The sequence below is a fragment of the Fictibacillus sp. NPDC058756 genome (genome assembly GCF_042746035.1).
Classification (GTDB): Bacteria; Bacillota; Bacilli; order Bacillales; family Fictibacillaceae; genus Fictibacillus.
This window is the reverse complement of the sequence record NZ_JBHYPU010000001.1, coordinates 180,455-201,858: the sequence shown is the minus strand read 5'-3', so window position 1 is coordinate 201,858 and position 21,404 is coordinate 180,455. Positions and strand designations below refer to the sequence as shown.

The window sequence follows — 21,404 nt, the reverse complement described above, 5'->3', positions numbered from 1 at the left end:
TATTCTCTCCCTCTTACCCTAGTAGGTGTTTGCTGAGTACCATACGCTGAATTTCACTTGTTCCTTCGTAGATCTGACACACTTTCGCATCACGGAACAGTCTTTCAACTGGATATTCCTTCGTGTAGCCGTATCCGCCGTATACTTGCACAGCTTCGATCGCTGATTTCATCGCTGTTTCTGAAGCGAATAGTTTTGCCATAGACGCTTCTTTTCCGCATGGCATGTTATTTGTCTTTAAGTCTGCCGCGCGATATGTTAACAGTTTTGCAGCTTCCACTTCTGTTGCCATGTCCGCCAGCTTAAACCCAAGACCTTGATTCGCCCCGATTGGCTTCCCGAATTGTTTTCTCTCTTTTGCATAATTCGTTGCAAATTCCAAGGCAGCTTCTGCGATACCCAAGGATTGTGCAGCTATACCGATCCTGCCCACATCGAGGTTGCTCATCGCGATCTTAAAGCCTTCACCTTCATTGCCTAGTAGATTTTCAGCAGGAACACGCGCATCCTCAAAAACGATCTCGCACGTGTTTGATCCGTTTAACCCCATTTTTTTCTCTTTCTTTCCTACTGAAAAGCCTGGTGTATCTTTATCTACGATGAAGGCTGAGATTCCGTAGCTTCCTTTGTCTGGTTCAGTTGAAGCAAAGACGATATACACATCCGCTTCGCCTGCATTTGTAATAAAAATCTTCGAGCCGTTCAAAACATAATGATCGCCTTGTTTAACAGCTCTTGTTTTCAAGCTTGCTGCATCAGAACCTGAACTTGGCTCTGTTAGTCCGAACGCACCAAGGTACTCTCCACTCGCTAACTTAGGAATGTATTTTTTCTTTTGTTCTTCATTCCCGAAATAAAGGATCGGATTCGTTCCGACACTCGTATGGACTGATAAAATTACACCGATCGTCGCGCTCACTTTTGATAATTCGTTGATCGCGATGATGTACGATGTAAAATCCATCCCTGCTCCTCCGTACTCTTCAGGTATTGGAATACCCATCAGCCCAAGCTCCGCCATCTTCTTTATAAGATGACGCGGAAACTCTTCCGTTTCTTCCATATGTTCAATGGCCGGTGCTATCTCTTTTTGCGCAAAATCCCGTACCATCTTTTGCATCATCTTTTGTTCTTCCGTAAACACGAGGTTCATGGTCTCTCCCCATTTCCTTTATGAAAATCTATCTTAAAACAGATGCAGCAAGCATTTATGCCGATCTGTCTTTCTCACAAAGACAAAACCGCATTTTGTCTTTGTTTGGGGTCAGACCCCTTATGCGTAGGTGTAGAAGCCTTTGCCTGTCTTCTTGCCTAACCATCCAGCTTTTACGTATTTTCTTAAGAGAGGACATGGACGGTACTTATCGTCGCCGAAGCCTTCTTGCAGCGTTTCCATGATGTACAGGCATGTATCGAGTCCGATAAAGTCTGCTAGCGTTAACGGCCCCATCGGGTGGTTCATTCCGAGTTTCATAATCTCATCAACTGCTTCCGGTGTAGCAACTCCTTCGTAGACTGCGAAGATCGCTTCGTTGATCATAGGCATTAAAATACGGTTTGAGATGAATCCTGGGAAGTCATTTACTTCTACTGGTACTTTTGAAAGTTTCTTAGATACCGCTTCGATTGTTTCGTATACATCATCAGACGTTTGCAGCCCGCGGATGATCTCTACTAGTTTCATAACCGGCACCGGGTTCATGAAATGCATACCGATCACTTTTTCAGGACGTTCTGTCGCTGCAGCAATTTCTGTAATCGGAAGAGAAGATGTGTTTGATGCTAAGATCGCGTGGTCTGGTGCATACTGGTCCAGCATCTTGAACAGCTGTGTTTTCACGTCCATGTTCTCAACAACCGCCTCGATTACGAGGTCTGCTTTTGAAGCATTTACTAAAGATACTGATGAAGTTAGACGGGAAAGAATCGTTTCTTTTTCACTTTCTTCCATGCGTCCTTTTTCAACTTGGCGATTTAAGTTTTTCTGAATATTTCCTAATCCCTTTTCTACAAATTCATCCTTAATATCATGTAAAATCACATCGTAGCCTGCCATGGCACACACTTGTGCGATTCCAGATCCCATCTGTCCTGCGCCAATCACCATAATTTGATTTATGCTCACTTACTCTTCCTCCTTTTATGCTTTTACTTCTACTAAAATCGCGTCACCTTGACCGCCGCCAGAACAGATCGAAGCGATTCCAAGCCCTCCGCCGCGTCGTTTTAATTCATGAATCAATGTAAGAACGATGCGCGTGCCGCTTGCTCCAATCGGATGGCCAAGTGCTACTGCACCGCCGTTCACGTTTACTTTTTCAAGATCTAATCCAGCAAGCTCTGCACTTGTTAAAGCGACAGCAGCGAATGCTTCATTAATTTCAAAAAGGTCTATTTCCTCTAAAGATTTTCCTGTTTTCTTTAAAAGCTCTGTAATGACAAGACCTGGCGTTTTAGGGAAATCCTTCGCTTCTACTGCGATCGCTGTGTGCCCTAAGATCGTCGCCATCACTTCCTTGCCTTCCTTTGCAGCGCGTTCTTCACTCATCACAACGACTGCAGCCGCACCGTCATTTACTCCTGGCGCATTTCCTGCTGTAATCGTTCCATCTTGTGAAAAAACTGGCCTTAATTTTGCGAGAGACTCAACAGAAGTATCCTTTCGCGGCGATTCATCTACTGAAACAACGATTGGATCACCTTTTCGCTGAGGAACTTCAACAGGGACGATCTCTTCAGCAAACACATTGTTATCTGCCGCTTTAACTGCAAGGCTGTGACTTCTGTATGCCCACTCGTCTTGGCGCTCACGCGAGATCTCCATCTCGTTTGCCACATCGTTTCCATAGATGCCCATATGAACCCCAGTGAACGTACACGTCAAACCGTCATGCACCATAAGATCTTTAACGGAGCTATCACCCATACGAAGACCCCAGCGAGCTTTCGGCAAGATATATGGAGCGTTGCTCATCGATTCCATTCCGCCTGCTACGATTACTTCTTCATCACCGGCACGGATGATCTGATCTGCCATCGTAATCGAACGAAGACCTGAAGCACATACTTTGTTGATGGTTTCGGTCTTTGTTTCCCAAGGCAGTCCTGCTTTTTGTGCAGCCTGACGAGAAGGGATCTGACCTTGCCCGCCTTGAAGAACACATCCTAAAATCACTTCATCAACTGATTCAGGAGAAACACCTCCGCGCTGAAGCGCTTCTTTAATTGCGATTCCGCCTAAGTCTGAAGCAGTTAAAGAGCTTAACCCGCCGCCGAATTTTCCTACTGGAGTACGTACCCCGCTGACGATTACTGATCTAGTCATACAAAAACCTCCCGTATTTATTGAATTCTTTTAGTAAACGCTTTCAAAAGAATCTTTTAAAGACCCTGGACTTGCCGAGCGAACGCTCAGTCACCTAAAAATCAAGCATGAAGCTGCCGGCACTAAACCAGGCAGCTCATACATATAAAATTCAATTACTGAAGAACTTCTTGTTTTTGCGAACCAAACATGGATTTCTCCAGGATCTCAACAACATCTAACGTTTGAACTTGATCTTCAACTTCTTTCGCCTTAGTCCCGTCACTCAGCATCGTTAGGCAGTATGGACATCCGCTTCCGATCATGGTTGGATTAACGGCTAGAGCCTGCTCTGTACGAGCAACGTTCACACGAGAGCCTGCTTTTTCTTCCATCCACATCATTCCTCCGCCAGCTCCGCAGCACATTCCGTTTTGACGGTTTCGGTCCATCTCAACGACCTTAACGCCCGGAATAGCTTTTAAAATATCGCGTGGCGGTTCGTATACTTCGTTATAGCGGCCAAGGTAGCATGAATCATGGTACGTGATCGTTTCATTCACTTCATACTTTGGCTTAATTCTTCCTTCTTTGATCCATTCAGCCAGAAGCTCCGTATGGTGATAAACTTCTGCTTTCAGACCAAACTCAGGATACTCATTTTTAAAGGTGTTATAAGCATGAGGATCGATCGTAATGATCTTCTTCACATCGTGCTTTTCAAACAATTCGATGTTGGCGTTCGCCATCTCCTGGAACATGAATTCATTGCCAAGACGGCGTGCAGTATCACCAGAGTTTTTCTCTTTGTTTCCTAAAATCGCATAGGTGATGCCCGCTTCGTTCATGATCTTCGCAAGTGAAAGAGCAATCTTCTGTGAACGGTTATCATAAGCACCCATCGAGCTTACCCAGAACAGGTACTCGAACTCTTCCCCTGCTTTTTCTTTCTCTTTTACCGTTGGAACGGCGATATCTTCTTTCAATTCACGCCAGTTCTCACGCTCTTTTTTCGAGATCCCCCAAGGGTTTCCTTGCTTTTCAATATTCTTGATCGCACGCTGCGCCTCAGGATCCATCTTTCCTTCCGTCAATACAAGGTAACGGCGCATATCGATGATCTTATCTACGTGCTCATTCATAACCGGACATTGATCTTCACAGTTTCGGCAAGTCGTACATGCCCAGATTTCTTCTTCTGTCATCACTTCGCCGATCATCTCAACGTCATAAGAAAGAGCAGATGAACCGTCAGTTGCTGCAGCAGTTTCCTGTGCACCCTGACCTCTCGCTTCAAATGCGATCTGGTTGCCTTTTGTGTTCGAGAACGCAAAGGCCGGCATCCAAGGTGTGCGGGAAGTAACGGCTGCTCCCTTTTCTGTTAAGTGATCACGCAATTTCACGATCATATCCATCGGTGACAGCATCTTCCCTGTGCCTGTTGCCGGACAAACATTCGTACATCGTCCGCACTCTACGCAGGCATAAAGGTCAACGAGCTGTTTCTGGTTGAAGTCTTCAATCTTGTTAACACCGAAAACTTCCTGTGTTTCGTCTTCAAAATTGATAGAAGATAACTTCCCTATCTTGTCTTTACGGCCAAGCCACACGTTAAGCGGCCCAGCGATCAAATGTGCGTGCTTTGACTGTGGTACATATACTAAGAATGTTAATAAGAACAGCAAATGGATCCACCAGGAGATGAAGAATACAACAGCAGCTCCGGTTTTTCCTAAAAAGCCAAGACCCATCGCAAGTCCTGATGCAATCGGAGCCGTCCATTCGTATGGGAGGTCGTGCCAAATAATCTCAGCTGCATTCCCTAACAAAACAGAAAGCATCAAGCCGCCGATGAACAATAGAACGAGACCTGATTTGAAACCACGCTTTAGGCGGACAAGCTTTTCAACATATCTTCTGTAGAAAGCCCAAACGACCGCAACTAAAATCATTGTTGTAACGATTTCCTGGAAGAACGTAAACCCAGGATAAAGCGGACCTAAAGGCAGATGGGAGCCAGGTGCAAGCCCTTTCCAAATAAAATCAATCGCTCCAAACTGGACCAAGATAAATCCGTAAAAGAACATAACGTGAATAATTCCGCTTTTTTTATCTTTTAAAAGCTTCTTTTGTCCGAAGACATTGACTAGTACTGCTTTAATTCTTTCTTGTACGGTATGATCAAATTCTACTTTTTTACCAAGCTTTATAAATTCATACCTTGTTTTAACCACATAGGCGAATAAAAATAGTGCGTAAGCGGTTACAAAAAGAAACGCAATCCAGTTTGCTATCATTAAGCCGTCCATCACTTTCTCTCCCTTCCAATGCTGCTATACCCTATTTCTTTCTCTTTCAACTATTCTAATAAAAAATAATTTTCTGACATCATTATATCATAAAAAATAAATGAATGAGCATTCAGTCGGATTTAATTGTAAAATTTTTTAGTGCTTTTATTTATGCAGGGTATACTAATACGAAAGTTTGCAGAAGGAGGAAATATTTCAGATGTGGATCGTTCTTTTACTAGCAATCCTATGCATCTTAGCATGGATTGATTTTTATTTTGGCCATAAAAAACAAGTCAGTCTGGAATTGCCTCCATCGACGGCAAAAGGAGAAATGCAATTTTTATCAACTGGCTATCATTTTTTTGATGCACTTTTTGAAGATATAAAGAATGCAGCTGAATATATTCACATTCAATTCTATATTTTGCGTGATGATGAACTTGGACAAGAGCTTTGTTCTCTTTTAATCCAAAAAGCACAGAAAGGCGTTGAAGTCAGGCTGCTGCTGGATCTTCTCGGCAGTCATGGCGTTAAAAAGGAAACCATCCAAACATTAAAAAATGCTGACGTTCATTTTCAGTACAGCAACAAGCCTGGATTTCCTTATTTTCTGTATCGGGTTAACCACCGAAACCACCGAAAAGTAGCTATTATTGATGGAAAGATTGGATATGCTGGCGGTTATAATGTCGGGAACGAGTATATCGGAAAAGATACCAAACTCGGGGATTGGCGTGATTACCACATGCGCTTAAAAGGGTCTGTCGTTGGAGCCCTTCAGCAATCGTTTAATAACGATTGGAATGTGGCGTCTGGCGAGGATTTAAAAGTATTCACTGCAACGGATCTGGCCGATTCCTCCCAAAAAGATTTTATGCTCGTTCATTCTAATGGAAATGCTGTGTACCGGTTCTTTTACGAAAAGATTCAACGTTCAAAAAAAAGCATCTTAATTGGTTCACCTTACTTCATTCCGGGTAAAAAGATGAACAGGGCACTTCTCAGAGCTTTAAAAAGAGGTGTCAAACTCACATTGATCGTTCCGATGAATCCCGATCATGCTCTTGTTCAAGAAGCATCTTATATCTACTTAAAACCGCTCTTACAAGCCGGCGCAGAAATCTATCAATTTCACGAAGGGTTCTATCATTCAAAAGTACTGATGTTTGATGAACAGATCTGTGATATCGGAACGGCGAACTTTGATTTCCGCAGTTTCTTTTTTAACGATGAAATCAACTGTATTTTTACCGATAAGCACTATATTCAAGAAGTAAAAAAGGTGATCGAGTCGGATCTGGCACGCTCTGAAAAACTGACACTTACACGTCTTAAAAAGTTCCGAACCCTTAAAGTTCGCCTAAAGGAAGCAGCCGGGTTTATTATTTCGCCGTTTTTGTAAAAGCTGTTTTTCAAACGGAGTTGATTTTGAGAGTGGTTGATTTCCGCGGGGCGGGCGGTGAGCCTCCTGCCGCTTCGCGCCTTTAGGCGTCTCACCTGTCCCACTCGTCCCCCAGGAGTCTCCCACCTTGCGCTCCAATCAACTTGCACTGAAGTATTCAAAACCATCTTAAACCAAAATTTTTTAAGTAAGAGTTAAACAACTTAAGGGGGCCAAAAATGCTTACATCCTTTGGTTTTGTTTCGACGGCTCTCAACTTATATGAAGCCTCGCCAGCAAAAACGATGACATTCGCTACATACCAAAAAAGAGACAAAAAGGAACGGGAAGCCCAGCTCCTCGCCATTACTAAAAACAATTTGGAGCGCACATTGCGTGTTCTCCATTATTGCATCGCGCACGAACTGCCGCTTTACCGCATGTCCTCGTCTATCGTCCCACTGGCAACACATCCGGAAGCAGCGTGGGATTATTTGAAGAAGACGAAACAGGAATGCAAAGAGATCGAGAAACTCGTGAAGAAATATAACCTTAGAACGAGCATGCATCCCAATCAATACACGCTTTTTACAAGTCCTCGTCCTGAAGTCACCGTAAATGCCGTGAAGGATATGCAATATCACTACGATCTTTTAAAAGGAATGGGTATAGAGGACCGAAGCTACATCAATATTCATGTCGGAGGCGCTTATGGAGATAAGGAGACGGCTTTAGAAAGATTTTATGAAAATATTAAAATGCTTCCATCAAACGTGAAAAGCCGTATGACACTTGAGAACGATGATAAGACGTTCACGACTGAAGAAACATTGGAAGTGTGTGAAAAAGAAGGGGTTCCGCTCATGTTTGATTACCATCATTACAAAGCGAATCCTGGCGATACGCCTTTAGAAGAGCTGCTTCCCCGTTTTGTTCAGACTTGGAAAAATACAGGACGGCCGCCGAAAGTGCACCTTTCTTCGCCGAAAGACGAGAAAGCATATAGGAGCCACCACGACTTTGTCAGTCTGGATTATGTGCTGCCCTTTTTTAAGATGGTGTCAGCGTTCACCGATGAGCTCGACGTCATGATTGAGGCCAAACAAAAAGACCGCGCTGCCCTTCAGCTGATAAATGAGCTTGAAAAGGTGCGCGGTTTTAAACGGATGAACGGCGGAACGATTCTTATGTGAGGCTGGATACAAAGCGTCTGATCTCTGCATTAAAGCTTTCAAAATGTTTAATCGGAAGCTGATGCAGAGCTTTTGCCAGCATAACGAACTGGGCACGCTGATGAACGTTTCTCTGGAACAGATTTCTGTAATAGTGCATATATTCCGCTTGGTCTCCATATAGAAAAAGAAGCGGAAACTGCCATTCCTTTACTTTTTCTGTACAGTTAAACGACATGCTCTCCTTATAATAGCGTACCCACGTTGGGCGATCAGTCTGTTTATGATAAAAGAACATCTCTTTCTTTTCATGTTCGGTATTGGAATGTGTATTTACAAGAATCTGATTTAAAAGGGCTGGTGTACTTTTTGCCAGCCTTATTCCTGTTTGAAACTGCTTTTTCAGCGTAAACGTGGAAACTTCCGAAAATCCTCCGCTTAAAATAAGTCCTTTTGTTCGTTCAGGGTATTTGATTGCAAAGGCTTGAGCAATCGATCCTCCAGAAGAGTAACCGCAAATAACGGCTTGATCGATCAGCAGATGATCGAGAAGATCTGCTACGTCCTCAGCGAGATCATAAATCGTAAAAGTCTCTGGGTCTTTAGCAGTCGACCTGCCATGACCCCTAATGTCTGGAAAAATGGTTTGGCAGACTAAGGAAAGACTTTTTTGATAGGCGAACACGAGATGACTCATGCCAGGGGGATGCAAAAAAACGACAGGTGTTCCCTCTCCCAGCTTTTCATAATAGATTTGAAACTCTGATGTTAGTCCTGCTAAAGCCATAATATCCTCACTTTAAAAAAGTCGCAGCTACCCATCCGTATAGCTGAAACCCTAAATAGATGCCGACAATCCCCATTATTCCCGGAAGAGCAGGAGGCGCAGGGATCGGCAATTTAAACATCGCAAACACAAATCCTACAACGGCACCCGTAATGATCGATAAAAGAATTAATTTCATCTATATGTACCCCCTAGTCAAATCGAGTTTACCAAATCTATCTCTTAATAATATGGCTCGATGTGCAAACAATATCCCTTATTCATCGTGCTATTATTTTTTTGACAGTTCATAATGTTTTTTGATGATTCGTATTTGGCCGCGGTGACTTAGTTCGTCTTCAAAAACATGGAACCATTTGAAGTAATTGTTTGAAATTTCATCCTCCCACCAAGGAGTGGTTTCATAAAGCCATGAATCTGGAAGCTGTCTAAAAAGCTCCAGCGTTTTTTCACGCGTTTTAGCCATGTCTTCTAAATAGAATTCGGCTGAATTTCCTGAAATGATTATAGCCGCCTCGCCCAGATCCAACGCAGGCTGAAGCGTATCTGCATATCGGTCAATTTCTTCATCCGGCAAGTCTTTCCCATCAGTCGTTAAATACTGATAAATCTTCTCCACTGCCACTAAGTGAGCGAGAAGCATTCCGATCGAGTTCCCTGTTCCGTTGATTCTGTAATCGAGCGCTTCGACAGATAGTTCCTGAACGGCTCTTATCGTTGTATCTCGTGTGTAATCCATCATACTGATCAATGTCGAAAAATCTTTCGAATACCCTTCAATCTCCCCGATCACAAACGGGCTTTTGCTTGATGTTGTCATATTATTTCCCCCTCGTTTGAAAACTGCTCTAATAGAATTCAAGAAAAGAAGAACATTTCCTTTTTACGGACTAAAGAGGGCAATGAACTCTCAGAGGCGAGCATAAATCTCCCAGGGCGAGCATAAATCCCTCAGGGCGAGCATAAATCCCTCAGGGCGAGCATAAATTCCCCAGGGCGAGCATAAATTCCCCAGGGCGAGCATAAATTCCCCAGGGCGAGCATAAGTACCCCAGGGCGAGCATAAATTCCCCAGGGCGAGCATAAGTACCAACGAGCGCGTAAAAAAAAAAAACCTGCCAGCAGACAGGTTTTTTGATCGTATTACATACGCTCTGGAGCTTCTACTCCGATGATGTTCAATGCATTTTCGATTGTTACTTGTGTAGCTTTCATTAAAGCAAAACGTGCTTCTGATTTTGCTTTATTTTCTGCATCAAGTACACGCTCTGCGTTATAAAAGCTATGAAGAGCAGAAGCCAGCTCGAATACATAGTTCGTCACGCGGTGAGTTAGAAGTTTTTCAGACGCTTCATTAATAACCGCAGGGAATTCTCCGATTTTCTTCAAAAGCTCAAACTCTTTTTCGGAATCGATCTGTGACAGGTCTACATTTCCATCATAAGAAAGACCCATTTCTTCCCCTTGGCGAAGCATGCTGCAAACGCGGGCATGTGCGTATTGCACGTAGAACACTGGGTTCTCGTTTGATTTTGAGACCGCTAAGTCCATATCAAAATCAAGATGAGTATCGTTTGAACGCATCGCGAAGAAATAACGAGTTGCGTCGATGCCCACTTCTTCCATCAATTCACGAAGTGTAACTGCTTTTCCTGTACGCTTACTCATACGAACTTTTTCTCCATTTTGGAAAAGAGAAACAAGCTGGATGATCATCACGTCAAGCTGTTCTTTTTCATAGCCTAAAGCTTGGATCGCCGCTTTCATACGAGGAATATAACCATGGTGGTCAGCTCCCCAGATGTTGATCAGCTTTTCAAATCCGCGCTCAAATTTATCATTATGATAAGCGATATCTGGTGTTAAATATGTGTAAGATCCGTCATTCTTGATCAGTACACGGTTTTTGTCATCACCGTAATCTGTTGTACGGAACCAAGTTGCTCCTTCTTCCTCATAAACAACATCTTTTGCTTTTAACTTCTCAAGCGCAGCATCGATTTTTCCGTTTTTGTAAAGAGACGTTTCTGAGAACCAAACATCAAAGTCCACGCGGAATTCAGCCAAGTCTTCTTTCAATTTTTCTAATTCACGCTTCAGACCATATTCGCGGAAAAAGCTTACACGTTCAGTTTCATCTTTTTCAAGCCAAGAATCACCGTATTCTGCAGCAAGATCTTTTCCGAACTCAATAATATCCGCACCGTGATAGCCATCTTCAGGCATTTCTTTATCCTTGCCAAGCGCCTGGAAGTAACGAGCTTCGATGGAAGTTGCAAGGTTGTTGATCTGGTTTCCTGCATCATTAATATAAAATTCGCGGGAAACATCATAGCCAGCATAATCAAGGATATTGCAGATCGTGTCACCAACTGCAGCTCCACGCGCATGACCTAGGTGAAGTGTTCCTGTCGGGTTCGCGGAAACGAACTCAACCTGAACCTTTTTGCCTCCGCCAATTTCAGTGCGTCCATAATCCTTGCCTGCTTTTAAAACAGTCGGCACAAGCTCAGTTAAATAAGAATTGTCCATATAAAAGTTAATGAATCCAGGACCGGCGATCTCTACTTTCGAGATCGAAGCTTTATTTTTATCAAAATTGGCAACAAGCTCGTCCGCAATCATGCGCGGCGCTTTTTTCGCAATACGTGCAAGCTGCATCGCCATGTTCGTCGCGAAATCTCCGTGGGCTTTATCTTTCGGTACTTCAAGAACCACTTCCGGCAGCTCTTCTTTTTTAGCGAGTCCAGCTTTAACTGCTGCTTCTTCAATCTCTTCTTTTAACAGGTGCTTGACCTGGTCAAGGATATTCATGCTTTTGCCTCCTGAAAATTAATCTTGATCCGATGTGTTCCTGTATGTTCACCCTGCAGAACCAGTTCGTACGCGAGTTTGAGATCCCCTGTTTGATTTTGCTGATTCCACCGGAAATTCATTTCGTGTGTGGTGGTTTCCATCCAAAGCTGGCCATAAGGGCTGTCGTACATCCCTTTAGTTGTCTGGCCGATTAAATATTTCTGTTTCATAGATACACTGCCTGAGCGAATGATCAGAATTCCAGCGTGTGTGATTTTAATAACATTATTGACAGAACCCGCACCTTCTATCTCTTCCTTATATTGAAGATAAGTCACGTCGCCTCTTTTATAGAGCTTTCCGTCTGTCTCGGTGTAATGCTTTTCTTTTTCACCGCTAAAATGGACTTCTGAACTTATTGCAAGCGCAACAGACAATTCCGTATCTTGATCCATGCGAACAACACTTCCTTTTTTGGTGTAACCTTGCCTTTAACTTACCTATTATAAAAGATTTCACTGCTCCCATTCAACCTTATGAGTGTACTTTAAGAAAATCATTTCATTTTAGATGTGAATTTATCCAAAAAAAAAAACGAAAATGAGCGTTTGTTTTGGATTGAGATTTGTTTGAAGGTATGATGGCAACGAGAAGATAAATGATTATCTGAGGAGGATGATGATGAAAAACGAAAGAATTTTACTAGTAAACCGTCCAAAGGGAACTGCAGAAAAAAGTGACTTCCGCTTTGAAGAAACTGCAGTTCCAGAGCTTGAAAATGATCAAGTATTAGTGAAAACAATCTATCTTTCTGTAGATCCATATATGAGAGGACGCATGAATGATACAAAATCTTATGTGCCTCCTTTTGAATTAAACGAAGTTATCTCAGGCGGTGTAGTTGGACAGGTGATTCAATCTCGATCAGCTAAGTTGGCTGAGGGTGATTTTGTAATCGGCAACCTCGGCTGGCAAAAATACAATGCCGTAAGTGATGCTTCAGTAAGAAAGCTTGACCCTTCTATTGCACCGCTTACCGCAAACCTTGGTGTGCTTGGAATGACAGGCTTAACTGCTTATTTTGGCTTGCTTGATATCGGCAACCCGCAAGAAGGTGAAACCGTTGTTGTCAGCGGTGCAGCTGGAGCAGTCGGAACAATCGTCGGACAGATCGCTAAAATCAAGGGTGCGCGAGTTGTCGGGATCGCCGGGTCTGATGAGAAAGTTAGTTATTTAAAAGATGAGCTTGGTTTTGATGAGGCGATCAATTATAAAACAGATGATGTTTATAAAGCGCTGAAGATTGCATGTCCAGATGGTGTGGATGTGTATTTTGATAACGTTGGCGGCGAGATCTCTGATCATGTTCTTCGCCAGATCAATAAAGGTGCGCGTATTGCGATCTGTGGTCAGATCGCTCTTTATAATTTAGAAAAAATGGACGTAGGTCCACGCATTCAGAGTCAGCTTCTAATTAACAGCGCTCTTATGAAAGGATTCATCGTGAGCGATTATGCTGCTCATTTTGAAGAAGGGGCCATTCAGCTCGCAAAATGGTTAAAAGAAGGCAAACTTTTATACAGTGAGAACATTGTTGAAGGCTTCGAGAACACGATAGATGCATTTTTAGGATTGTTTTCTGGGGAAAACACAGGAAAACAGCTTGTAAAAGTAGCTGAGTCGGAAAATCTATAATAAATCGTTATGAAGAAGGCTGTTTTTCAACCTGAAAGAAGGTTGGAAACAGCCTTTTCGTTTATAATTCCTAAAATATTAACAATATTTCCGCGAGTTTAATCTATAATTCCGCGAAAAACTTAATTAATCCCGCGAGTTTTTGTTAAATTCCTGCGAGTAGATAAATACACCTCGATTTCTAAAAGACCGCACTCCAAAAAGTGCAGTCCACCTTATTTAAGCAGGCAATATCATACTAACCGTCGTTCCTTTGCCTTCCTCACTATGAAACTTAAGTTCGCCTTTATGCTCTTTCATAATCTTTGAACTTACCATCAAGCCGAGGCCGGTTCCTTTTTCTTTTGTTGTGTAAAAAGGTTCCCCGAGTCTTGCCAAGCGGTCTGCCGGGATTCCGCACCCTTGATCTTTTACGGTCAAATGAATACAATCATCTATCAATTTCCCTTCAATGGAGATGATTCCACCCTTTGCCATAGAGTCCATTGCATTTTTAACCACATTGATTAACACTTGTTTTAGTTCATTTTCCTCAGCCGTAATAAGCGGCAATTTTTCACATAAGTCACTTTGAATCTCTACATTTTGTACAAGTGCCTCTGGCTGGAGTAAAGTCTCTACAAACTCAACGAGCTCCCGAAGCGATGTTTTTTTGTAAGACTTCGCTTGAGGTTTCGCGAGCAGTAACAGCTGCCCCATGATTTGATCGATGCGGTTTAGTTCTTTATGCATGATATTGTAGTAGTTCGCAGCGTCTAGTTGTTCGCACTCCTGAAAAAGCTGAATGAAACCTTTTAAAGAGGTTAGAGGGTTTCTGATCTCATGTGCTACTGATGCAGCAAGCTGACCGACGATCGAAAGTTTATCGGATTGGCGGAGCATATCTTCAGACTTTTTACGTTCCGATATATCACGAGTAACCCCAATGATCTCAACCACTTTCCCCGTATCATCCGTGATGCTTTTACAAGAAGTCTCGAGCCAAACGAAATGTCCTTCCTTATGCTGCAGCCTGAATTGAACAGTAGCCGTGCATGGTCCTTCCATCAATTGCTCATGGCCTTTCCGTGCCGCTTCTTCATCATCGTGGTGGATAATCCAATAGCCAGTCTTCCCGATCAGCTCTTCTGCCTTTCTTCCAAGAAGCATCTCACAAGCAGGAGATACATACGTATATGTGCCGTCCATCGTATGTGTTGTGATCATATCCATAGCATTTTCAGCAAGCAGCCTGTATCTCGCTTCACTCTCTTCAAGCAGCACACGTGATTCGATCTTTTCCGTTACCTCCCTGCCAAAAACGAGCAGGTTTTTTCGCGAGCCATCCGGATTAAACACAGGAATTTTATATACATCAAAAAAGCGCGTGCTTCCGTCTCTTGCTGGCACAAATTCTTCACAGCGTACAATTTCCTCTGCCTGCCAGACTTGTTCATCCGTTTCAATACAATATTGAAAGACATCTCGAAAAAAAGGCTTAATCTCTGCAAGATCAGCATCGGTTTTTCCTGTAAAATCAAATCCTGGCAGTTCAAAAAGCATGCCAACAAATTCGTTCGCAAACAAGAAGCGTCCGTTTCCATCTTTTATCCCAATGAAATCCGGAACAATGTTCATCAGCGTTTTTAATAATGGCTCTTGGCAGGAGTGAACGATCGCAGGCTGCTCTTTCAATATAAAATACCGATAGAAATCTTCCTTAACAGGCAGCAACCCTTCACTGATCTTCACGCTTATAAAGCCTTTTGCTGTTAAAAGGGTTCCATCTTCTCCATCTTTGTGACGCAAAACGATTTCATCAATAGACTTTCCTTTTAAAAAAGCTGCGTCTCCTGTCAATTCTAGAAAATGCTGATTCACTGCAGCAATATTCATGCTAGGTGCAACAAGCACAACTGCTTCTGAAAGCTGGTCAATAAAACCCAGTATATATTTCATATCTCTTGTAATCGCTTCCATTATCGATCATTCCCTCCTTTTCGTCGTCATTTATCTTATTTTAACTATAGCAAAAAAGACTAAAATGCATAACAAATTTCGACATTTTCCGATATTTTCATAAGAAAAGTCATACAAAACACTTATATTTCTTTAAGTTCCCATTGATTTACTTTTATTCTTTCTATATATTTATTCAATGTAGGAGGTCAGACCTCTTATAGTCTATAATTTAAAAGATTGTTGCTTATAAAGCGATTTATTCTGAGAACCTTTGTTTGCAAGTTGATTAGAGGTGCGAGACTCCTCGAAAATGAAAACTCACATTTTCATATTGCGATGTATCGCTGTCGAAGCCTTCCTTGTCCTGCGGGATTAGCGGGACAGGTGAGACCCCACAGGCATACAAAGCCGAGGATGCTCACCGCCCGCCCCGCGGAAAGCGAGCATCCTAGAGCGGAAATCAACCACTTCTATAGCAATAATATTACGGAAAGAAACAAATTTAAAAAGTAATGAGGGAATTTTATGGGTGCTATCGGATTATTATTTTCTGGTGCGGCATTGTTTTTGAACAGTTTAATGCTGCTCGGTAAAGCAGAAGAAAAAAGTGTAGCGTTTTTTAATATATTAGTTGGAGCTTTGCAGGTCATTACGCCGATCTATTTAATCATTACATCTGACCAATCGAACTGGTCAATGTTCAACAATGGGGCTGTTTTTTTATTTGGATTCACCTATCTCTATTTAGGGGCAACGATTTTGAAAGGGTACGATTCCAGCGGTCTCGGCTGGTACTCTCTATGGGTTGCCATGATGGCGCTCGTTTATGCAGTAGTTTTCTACATTCAAGAAAACGACGTACTTAACGCTTTTATTTGGGTTATGTGGGCCTTTTTATGGTTTTTGTTCTACCTTTCATCTGCTCTCAAAAAGCCTTATGAAGCTTACATTGGAAGAGTCGCTTTTGTTCAGTCATGGGTAACATTGACGCTTCCATCACTATTCATGCTGCTCGATATGTGGCAAGTTGCAAAGCTGCAGCAAATTTGGATCTATGTTTGTTTAGCATCATCCGTATATTTTGCAGTGGAAGCTATTCTGTTCTTTAAAGGAAGAAAGCAAGAACAGCTGCAGGAACTAGCACAATTAAAGCGTTAAAAGTTATCCCATTTTGCAATAAGTAGTTCCGTTTGAGTGGAGAAACATACGAAATAGCATACTAATTTGTAGACCAAATCGCATATGATTTGGTCTCTTCTTTTCCCCTTATATATAAACAATTATCGGATATTTTCATTTGAAATAGCATACAAAATCGCAACTCAAATAACATAATGAAAACAGCTATTGTCAATGTGCTAATGATTATGTTAATTTGGATGCTATTTGCTATGTTGATTATCATAAAACAAGTAGGTAATTGTAATTTTATGTTAAAATAATAGAGATTGTGAAATAGTTTTCATAAACTGCCCTCTAGTTTACTAAGGGACTAGAGTTAAATATACTTTTTTCGTGATTAGCTAAAATAACGGATTATAGAACAAAATTTATCTAGTAGTTTGTTAGTGATGAAGGGAAGAAAAAAGAATGACTCTCTTAATAATGGCAATTAGATTTGTTTGTGAAATACTAGCTCTCATCATATTTGGCTTCTGGGGTTTCCGTTATGGCAACATTATTGGAGCTATTGGAGTTCCCGTAGTGGTGGCGGTTATTTGGGCACTATGGGGTTCGCCAGCAGCACCTTACCAACTTGAAGGATTTTATAAGCTATTCTTGGAGTTAGTTATATTTTCGCTAGCGGGCTATGTACTGTTTAGTTTGGGACATAACTACTTAGCATTAGTGTTTTGCATTGTAGCTCTAGGAACATCTGCAATTATTCGTTATATGAATATATAGTGTTTGCGTGTTGGGATTTTTACTTTAAGAGGAATTGACTTAATTAACAAACGGGGCTTTAGTTGAACAAGACAATATGAAAACATAACGCTTGGATATTAAAATCCAAGCGTTATTGTTTGCTATTTGAACTGTTACTTATGGTGCTAAATATACTGTGTTTTAGTATGTTATTTCACCTGTTTTTTTACATTTTCTCCACGGTATCGGAACTACTTAGTTTTGCAAGGGTAGCTTTTTTTGTTTGAGTAGAGATGAAACTGTACCTATTTTATTAAAAACCAAAGGATGCAGCCCCCAAAACGGAAGTGCATCCTTTTTTTCTAGAAAATAGTTATTATTTCACCCAGCCAAGCAAGATTTCCCGAAGAAATTTGCTTGCTGCGATTGGTGTTTGTTCTGATGGGTCATAAATGGGAGCTACTTCTACTAAATCTGCTCCGATAATGTTGATGTCTGCTTTTGCGATAAGGTGAATCGCTTCAAGAAGCTCTTTAGATGTGATTCCGCCCGCTTCTGCAGTTCCTGTTCCAGGTGCTGCAGACGGGTCAAGCACATCGATGTCGATCGTCACATAGACGTTGCGTCCTTTTAATGTCGGAAGCACTTCTTTTAAAGGATCAGCAACATCAAACTTGTACATATGCATGCCGCTTGTTTTAGCGAATTCGAACTCTTCACGCATGCCTGAACGGATTCCAAAAGAATACACGTTTTCTGCTCCGATTAGATCACAAACTTTGCGAATCGGCGTTGAGTGAGATAATACTTCCCCTTCATACTGCTCGCGAAGATCAGCATGTGCATCAATATGGATTACTACATAGTCTTCATATTTTTGCTTTAGTGCTTTAAAAACAGGCCATGTTACAAGGTGTTCTCCACCCATGCCAAGCGGAAACTTATTGTCGGCTAATAGTGTAGAAACGTACTCTTCAATCATATCGAGTGAACGCTGAGGATTTCCGAACGGCAATGGAATATCTCCTGCATCAAAATAGTTCACTTCTTCAAGATGCTTGTCCATGTACGGGCTGTATTCTTCCAATCCTAGTGACGCCTCGCGGATTCTAGCGGGACCAAAACGGCTGCCAGGGCGGAACGAAACAGTCCAGTCCATTGGCATCCCGTAAAGTACTGCATCTGCAGTTTTATAATCAGGCTTGCTTAAAATAAATACATTTCCAGAATAAGCTTCATCAAAACGCATAAGTTTTGCACTCCTTATATGTAAAATACGGGGAGCTCTTATAAAAGCTCCCCTCACTTTTTATTTCAAAAGGTCACTTACGAACTTCGGCAATGCAAATGCAGCATTGTGAAGCTGTGGTGTCCAATATTTAGTTTCGATATCGTGGAAACGCTCAGCTGGTACTTCTAATGGATCGTGTTTCTTTGAACCGATCGTGAATGTCCAAAGTCCGCTTGGGTAAGTCGGGATGTTTGCTGTGTAAAGACGAGTGATCGGGAAGATCTCGCTAACGTCATTGAAAACTTGAGAGATCAACTCAGGTGTGAACCAAGGGTTGTCTGTTTGAGCAACGAAAATTCCGTCTTCTTTAAGTGCTTTAGAGATCCCTTCATAGAAACCTTTTTCAAAAAGCTTAGCTGCAGGTCCAACAGGCTCAGTTGAGTCTACCATGATAACATCATACTCGTTCTCGCTTGTTGCGATGTGCATGAAGCCGTCGTCCACTTTTACTTCAACACGCGGGTTCTCCAAGTCACCAGCGATTTCAGGCAAGTACTTTTTAGAGTACTCGATTACTTTTCCATCGATCTCAACAAGCACTGCTTTTTCAACAGATGGGTGCTTAAGAACTTCACGGATTACTCCGCCGTCTCCTCCGCCAACTACTAAAACGTGCTTAGGATTTGGATGTGTGAAAAGAGGTATGTGTGCCACCATCTCGTGGTAAACGAACTCGTCTTTTTGTGTTGTCATTACCATGCCATCAAGGATCAGCATGTTTCCGAATTCTTCTGTTTCAACCATATCAAGCTTTTGAAATTCTGTTTGCTCAGATACGTATGTTTTGTTAATCTTCATCGTAATTCCGAAGTTTTCTGTTTGTTTTTCAGTAAACCAAATACTCATGTTGGTCTCACTCCTAATATATATTTGAAATGCCAGGCATCGTTGTTTCGTTCTTTTACAAACAAAATGATTATAGCATTCCAGACCCTAAGATTCCAAATCATTTTTTAGAGAAATGGACACCGAGAGAACATGACATTTAATAACACGCCCACACTCAATGATTCCCTATTCTGCTTATTCTAAAAATAGTACATTCACCCTGTTTCTTTTGGCTGACTTTTAACCTGCCATTAAATGTTATAATGAAAACAGCGTTCAGAAGGACAGACGGCCGGCGCATTCCCTTTTTTTAAACTGAAGCTGGACATCTCGCTGTATTTGCAGCTTACAGTTAAGGGGGGTGATGCCTCTGACGATTTTTGAGGCGTTGATGTTTGCGGTCGCTTTTAGCTCGCTTATCGTTACTGTCCTTACGTCTAAAAATAAATAGGCCTCTGTCACACGTGTAAAGGCACCCGGGTTTCCCTTTAGATGACCCGGCCTCGCTTTTCCGGCTCGTGTGTCCCTTCTGGCGCACCATTCGTCCGTGTATTTTGCACGGACGTTTTTTGTTTTAAAGCTTTTTTCGCAAACTTTGTTTATGAAAGGATTTTTATACTTATCATTTTAAAAAAGGACCTCTTTTGAGATCCTTTTTTTGTTCATTAAAACCGCCCCAACAGTTGTTTTGTCCGCTCTTTCGCGTTTGCCATCACTTTTTCTTCGTCTATCGTTTTAAGCTCTCGGCCCCGCATCACGATTTCTCCATTGATGATCACTGTATCAACATCTTGTCCAGTCGCTGCATACACGAGCAGATTTGCCGTTTCATGACTAGGCGTAAGATGTAGTTTGTTCATGTCCATCAAAATCAGGTCTGCTTTTTTCCCCGCAGTTAATGATCCTGTTTCCTCTCCTATCCCTAAAATATCTGCTCCGTTTTGTGTCGCCATCGTTAGCACATCATGGGCGCTCAATACTGCAGCGTCTTCATATTTCAGCTTTTGGAACCAGCTTGCTGCTTTCATTTCAAAAAACAGATCAAGCGAACTTGCGCTAGCCGGCCCATCTGTTCCAAGCCCCACTTTGATCCCTGATTCAAGCAGTCTCTTAACATCACTTATGCCGCATCCCAGTTTGGCATTGCTGACCGGATTGTGAATAATTCCTCCCTGTACAGACTCCAGAATTTGATAATCATCATCATTAAAATGAACACCGTGCGCCAGCAGAACTGGTCGCTGGAAAACACCTGCCTGCTGCAAATATTGAACTGGTCTCATTTGGTATTTTTCTAAAATCATACGCTCTTCATCTTTCGTCTCTGCAAGATGAATATGCAGAGGTACGTCTTTCTCTTTAGAAAGACCAACTGCCGCTTTCAAAAAGTCTGGCGGACACATATACGGAGAATGCGGAGCGATCATCGTTGTCACTCTGCCATTGCCTTTCCCGTGCCATCGATTAACGACGTCAGATGCTTCCAGCAAACGCCCTTCATAATTATCATCCATCGCGATAAGCCCGCGTGCAATGACTGCCCGGATTCCAGATTCCACAGCCGCTTCTGCTACATGATCCATTCCGATATACATGTCTGCATATGCCGTCGTTCCGCCCTTGATCATCTCTGCCATTGATAAAAGAGCTCCCCAGTAACGATCTTCGTCGTTCATTTTCATTTCAAGAGGAAGCATCTTTTCGTTCAGCCATGTCATAAGCGGTACATCATCACTATAGCAGCGCAATAATGACATAGGCGTATGCTGATGACCATTCACTAGACCGGGCAAGGCGAGCATGCCTTTTCCGTCCACTTTTTCGATAGATTCTTCATATGTAAAGTTTCCTATGTTTTCAATCTTGTTGTCATTAATAAGGATATCCCCAGAATTAACGGTCCATTTGCCATCTTCAGCCACCGTCATATAACGAATGTTTTGTATCAGCATTTCCCGTACCTCCTTCATCTTCTGCCATTATAGCATTTATGAGGAGATGATTTCCGTTCCAGGATGCTCGCTTCCCGCGGGGCGTGCGGTGAGCCCC

General features: G+C 42.2%; 18 protein-coding genes. 5 read left to right on the top strand and 13 right to left on the bottom strand.

Annotation, left to right across the window (positions count from 1 at the left end):
- Positions 1–13: 13 nt before the first annotated feature.
- From ACFW35_RS01010 to ACFW35_RS00995, 4 genes are all read right to left on the bottom strand, one after another.
- Positions 14–1,153 carry an acyl-CoA dehydrogenase gene (locus tag ACFW35_RS01010; RefSeq protein WP_379843130.1) on the bottom strand — a complete coding sequence of 380 codons (1,140 nt, stop codon included), beginning with the start codon at positions 1,151–1,153 and terminating at the stop codon, positions 14–16.
- Between the two features lie 120 nt (positions 1,154–1,273).
- A complete protein-coding gene (locus tag ACFW35_RS01005; protein WP_379847339.1) occupies positions 1,274–2,107 on the bottom strand; it encodes a 3-hydroxybutyryl-CoA dehydrogenase in 834 nt (277 codons plus the stop codon).
- 33 nt (positions 2,108–2,140) lie between these two features.
- Positions 2,141–3,325 carry an acetyl-CoA C-acetyltransferase gene (locus tag ACFW35_RS01000; protein WP_379843128.1) on the bottom strand — a complete coding sequence of 395 codons (1,185 nt, stop codon included), beginning with the start codon at positions 3,323–3,325 and terminating at the stop codon, positions 2,141–2,143.
- Positions 3,326–3,480: 155 nt separating this feature from the next.
- Positions 3,481–5,613: a heterodisulfide reductase-related iron-sulfur binding cluster gene (locus ACFW35_RS00995; RefSeq protein WP_379843126.1), complete on the bottom strand. Its 2,133-nt coding sequence runs from the start codon at positions 5,611–5,613 to the stop codon at positions 3,481–3,483.
- Between the two features lie 202 nt (positions 5,614–5,815).
- Here ACFW35_RS00995 and cls point away from each other — a divergent pair, with 202 nt between their 5' ends.
- Entirely contained in the window at positions 5,816–7,000 is a 1,185-nt protein-coding gene (cls, locus tag ACFW35_RS00990) for a cardiolipin synthase (protein ID WP_379843125.1), read from the top strand.
- 218 nt (positions 7,001–7,218) lie between these two features.
- Positions 7,219–8,172, top strand: coding sequence for a UV DNA damage repair endonuclease UvsE (gene uvsE, locus ACFW35_RS00985; protein ID WP_379843123.1), 954 nt, complete (start codon positions 7,219–7,221; stop codon positions 8,170–8,172).
- Here the strand turns inward: uvsE and ACFW35_RS00980 are convergent.
- From ACFW35_RS00980 to ACFW35_RS00960, 5 genes are all read right to left on the bottom strand, one after another.
- On the bottom strand, positions 8,165–8,938 hold the full coding sequence (locus tag ACFW35_RS00980) for an alpha/beta fold hydrolase (protein WP_379843121.1): 774 nt from the start codon (positions 8,936–8,938) through the stop codon (positions 8,165–8,167). The two genes, uvsE and ACFW35_RS00980, sit on opposite strands and share 8 nt — an antisense overlap.
- A gap of 7 nt (positions 8,939–8,945) precedes the next feature.
- Positions 8,946–9,116, bottom strand: coding sequence for a XapX domain-containing protein (locus tag ACFW35_RS00975; protein ID WP_066294023.1), 171 nt, complete (start codon positions 9,114–9,116; stop codon positions 8,946–8,948).
- Between the two features lie 93 nt (positions 9,117–9,209).
- Positions 9,210–9,758 (bottom strand): DinB family protein, encoded by a 549-nt coding sequence (locus ACFW35_RS00970; RefSeq protein ID WP_379843120.1) that lies wholly within the window; start codon positions 9,756–9,758, stop codon positions 9,210–9,212.
- Between the two features lie 323 nt (positions 9,759–10,081).
- Complete coding sequence (gene argS, locus ACFW35_RS00965; RefSeq protein WP_379843118.1) at positions 10,082–11,752, bottom strand: arginine--tRNA ligase; 1,671 nt, start codon at positions 11,750–11,752, stop codon at positions 10,082–10,084.
- A complete protein-coding gene (locus ACFW35_RS00960; protein ID WP_066294028.1) occupies positions 11,749–12,189 on the bottom strand; it encodes a DUF1934 domain-containing protein in 441 nt (146 codons plus the stop codon). Before ACFW35_RS00960 ends, argS begins: the two co-directional genes overlap by 4 nt.
- A gap of 226 nt (positions 12,190–12,415) precedes the next feature.
- Between ACFW35_RS00960 and ACFW35_RS00955 the strand changes: the two genes are divergently transcribed.
- On the top strand, positions 12,416–13,429 hold the full coding sequence (locus tag ACFW35_RS00955; RefSeq protein ID WP_379843117.1) for an NADP-dependent oxidoreductase: 1,014 nt from the start codon (positions 12,416–12,418) through the stop codon (positions 13,427–13,429).
- A gap of 219 nt (positions 13,430–13,648) precedes the next feature.
- On the opposite strand, the gene ACFW35_RS00950 is transcribed toward ACFW35_RS00955, so the two are convergent.
- Entirely contained in the window at positions 13,649–15,388 is a 1,740-nt protein-coding gene (locus tag ACFW35_RS00950) for a PAS domain-containing sensor histidine kinase (protein ID WP_379843115.1), read from the bottom strand.
- Positions 15,389–15,895: 507 nt separating this feature from the next.
- Here ACFW35_RS00950 and ACFW35_RS00945 point away from each other — a divergent pair.
- Both ACFW35_RS00945 and ACFW35_RS00940 read left to right on the top strand, forming a co-directional pair.
- On the top strand, positions 15,896–16,528 hold the full coding sequence (locus ACFW35_RS00945; RefSeq protein WP_379843113.1) for an AmiS/UreI family transporter: 633 nt from the start codon (positions 15,896–15,898) through the stop codon (positions 16,526–16,528).
- Between the two features lie 432 nt (positions 16,529–16,960).
- Entirely contained in the window at positions 16,961–17,275 is a 315-nt protein-coding gene (locus tag ACFW35_RS00940; RefSeq protein WP_379843112.1) for a YrdB family protein, read from the top strand.
- A 337-nt stretch (positions 17,276–17,612) separates the two neighbouring features.
- On the opposite strand, the gene speB is transcribed toward ACFW35_RS00940, so the two are convergent.
- The 3 genes from speB to ACFW35_RS00925 form a co-directional block, all read right to left on the bottom strand.
- Positions 17,613–18,485 carry an agmatinase gene (gene speB / locus ACFW35_RS00935; RefSeq protein ID WP_379843110.1) on the bottom strand — a complete coding sequence of 291 codons (873 nt, stop codon included), beginning with the start codon at positions 18,483–18,485 and terminating at the stop codon, positions 17,613–17,615.
- Positions 18,486–18,545: 60 nt separating this feature from the next.
- Positions 18,546–19,373 (bottom strand): polyamine aminopropyltransferase, encoded by an 828-nt coding sequence (speE, locus tag ACFW35_RS00930; protein ID WP_379843108.1) that lies wholly within the window; start codon positions 19,371–19,373, stop codon positions 18,546–18,548.
- Positions 19,374–20,020: 647 nt separating this feature from the next.
- Positions 20,021–21,307, bottom strand: coding sequence for an amidohydrolase (locus ACFW35_RS00925; protein WP_379843107.1), 1,287 nt, complete (start codon positions 21,305–21,307; stop codon positions 20,021–20,023).
- Positions 21,308–21,404 lie beyond the last annotated feature (97 nt).